Source organism: Bacillus sp. EU63, assembly GCF_038592915.1.
Lineage (GTDB): Bacteria > Bacillota > Bacilli > Bacillales > Bacillaceae > Bacillus > Bacillus velezensis.
Genome location: NZ_CP151944.1, coordinates 167,501 through 170,000, shown reverse-complemented (window position 1 = coordinate 170,000; position 2,500 = coordinate 167,501). Strand labels below are relative to the sequence as shown.

Sequence of the window (2,500 nt, the reverse complement as noted above, 5' to 3'; positions counted from 1 at the left end):
CTCGCTTTCGCTGCGGCTCCGCATCTTCTGCTTAACCTTGCACGGGATCGTAACTCGCCGGTTCATTCTACAAAAGGCACGCCATCACCCGTTAACGGGCTCTGACTACTTGTAGGCACACGGTTTCAGGATCTCTTTCACTCCCCTTCCGGGGTGCTTTTCACCTTTCCCTCACGGTACTGGTTCACTATCGGTCACTAGGGAGTATTTAGCCTTGGGAGATGGTCCTCCCGGATTCCGACGGAATTTCACGTGTTCCGCCGTACTCAGGATCCACTCAGGAGAGAACGAAGTTTTGACTACAGGGCTGTTACCTCCTATGGCGGGCCTTTCCAGACCTCTTCATCTACCTCGTTCCTTTGTAACTCCGTACAGAGTGTCCTACAACCCCAAGAGGCAAGCCTCTTGGTTTGGGCTGGTCCCGTTTCGCTCGCCGCTACTCAGGGAATCGCATTTGCTTTCTCTTCCTCCGGGTACTTAGATGTTTCAGTTCCCCGGGTCTGCCTTCTCATATCCTATGTATTCAGATATGGATACCACTCCATTACGAGTGGTGGGTTTCCCCATTCGGAAATCTCCGGATCAAAGCTTGCTTACAGCTCCCCGAAGCATATCGGTGTTCGTCCCGTCCTTCATCGGCTCCTAGTGCCAAGGCATCCACCGTGCGCCCTTTCTAACTTAACCGTTAAAAAGAATCACTACGTGATATCTTGCATTACTAATTGAATGTGAATTACTTCTGTTATCTAGTTTTCAAAGAACAACATCTCGAAGAATCGAATGATCCTTCAAAACTAAACAAGACAGGGAACGTCTGTTTATAAGACCCAAGGTCTTATATTCCGTTAAAATCCTTAGAAAGGAGGTGATCCAGCCGCACCTTCCGATACGGCTACCTTGTTACGACTTCACCCCAATCATCTGTCCCACCTTCGGCGGCTGGCTCCTAAAAGGTTACCTCACCGACTTCGGGTGTTACAAACTCTCGTGGTGTGACGGGCGGTGTGTACAAGGCCCGGGAACGTATTCACCGCGGCATGCTGATCCGCGATTACTAGCGATTCCAGCTTCACGCAGTCGAGTTGCAGACTGCGATCCGAACTGAGAACAGATTTGTGGGATTGGCTTAACCTCGCGGTTTCGCTGCCCTTTGTTCTGTCCATTGTAGCACGTGTGTAGCCCAGGTCATAAGGGGCATGATGATTTGACGTCATCCCCACCTTCCTCCGGTTTGTCACCGGCAGTCACCTTAGAGTGCCCAACTGAATGCTGGCAACTAAGATCAAGGGTTGCGCTCGTTGCGGGACTTAACCCAACATCTCACGACACGAGCTGACGACAACCATGCACCACCTGTCACTCTGCCCCCGAAGGGGACGTCCTATCTCTAGGATTGTCAGAGGATGTCAAGACCTGGTAAGGTTCTTCGCGTTGCTTCGAATTAAACCACATGCTCCACCGCTTGTGCGGGCCCCCGTCAATTCCTTTGAGTTTCAGTCTTGCGACCGTACTCCCCAGGCGGAGTGCTTAATGCGTTAGCTGCAGCACTAAGGGGCGGAAACCCCCTAACACTTAGCACTCATCGTTTACGGCGTGGACTACCAGGGTATCTAATCCTGTTCGCTCCCCACGCTTTCGCTCCTCAGCGTCAGTTACAGACCAGAGAGTCGCCTTCGCCACTGGTGTTCCTCCACATCTCTACGCATTTCACCGCTACACGTGGAATTCCACTCTCCTCTTCTGCACTCAAGTTCCCCAGTTTCCAATGACCCTCCCCGGTTGAGCCGGGGGCTTTCACATCAGACTTAAGAAACCGCCTGCGAGCCCTTTACGCCCAATAATTCCGGACAACGCTTGCCACCTACGTATTACCGCGGCTGCTGGCACGTAGTTAGCCGTGGCTTTCTGGTTAGGTACCGTCAAGGTGCCGCCCTATTTGAACGGCACTTGTTCTTCCCTAACAACAGAGCTTTACGATCCGAAAACCTTCATCACTCACGCGGCGTTGCTCCGTCAGACTTTCGTCCATTGCGGAAGATTCCCTACTGCTGCCTCCCGTAGGAGTCTGGGCCGTGTCTCAGTCCCAGTGTGGCCGATCACCCTCTCAGGTCGGCTACGCATCGTCGCCTTGGTGAGCCGTTACCTCACCAACTAGCTAATGCGCCGCGGGTCCATCTGTAAGTGGTAGCCGAAGCCACCTTTTATGTCTGAACCATGCGGTTCAAACAACCATCCGGTATTAGCCCCGGTTTCCCGGAGTTATCCCAGTCTTACAGGCAGGTTACCCACGTGTTACTCACCCGTCCGCCGCTAACATCAGGGAGCAAGCTCCCATCTGTCCGCTCGACTTGCATGTATTAGGCACGCCGCCAGCGTTCGTCCTGAGCCAGGATCAAACTCTCCGATAAAGTGTTTGACTGACTACGCACATCGCTGTGCGATTTATTTAAAACTTTGAATTAACAGGTACGTTTTGTCTTGTTTAGTTTTCAAAGATCAT

2 rRNA genes (1 of these 2 only partly in view) are annotated in these 2,500 nt (G+C 52.3%); both read right to left on the bottom strand.

Annotated elements, in window-relative coordinates:
• Nucleotides 1–684, bottom strand: a 23S ribosomal RNA gene (locus NYE38_RS00995); it reaches 2,246 nt to the left of the window's first position.
• A gap of 174 nt (nucleotides 685–858) precedes the next feature.
• Nucleotides 859–2,408 (bottom strand): 16S ribosomal RNA (locus NYE38_RS00990).
• Together the 16S and 23S rRNA genes form the textbook arrangement of a ribosomal RNA operon.
• Nucleotides 2,409–2,500: the final 92 nt, after the last annotated feature.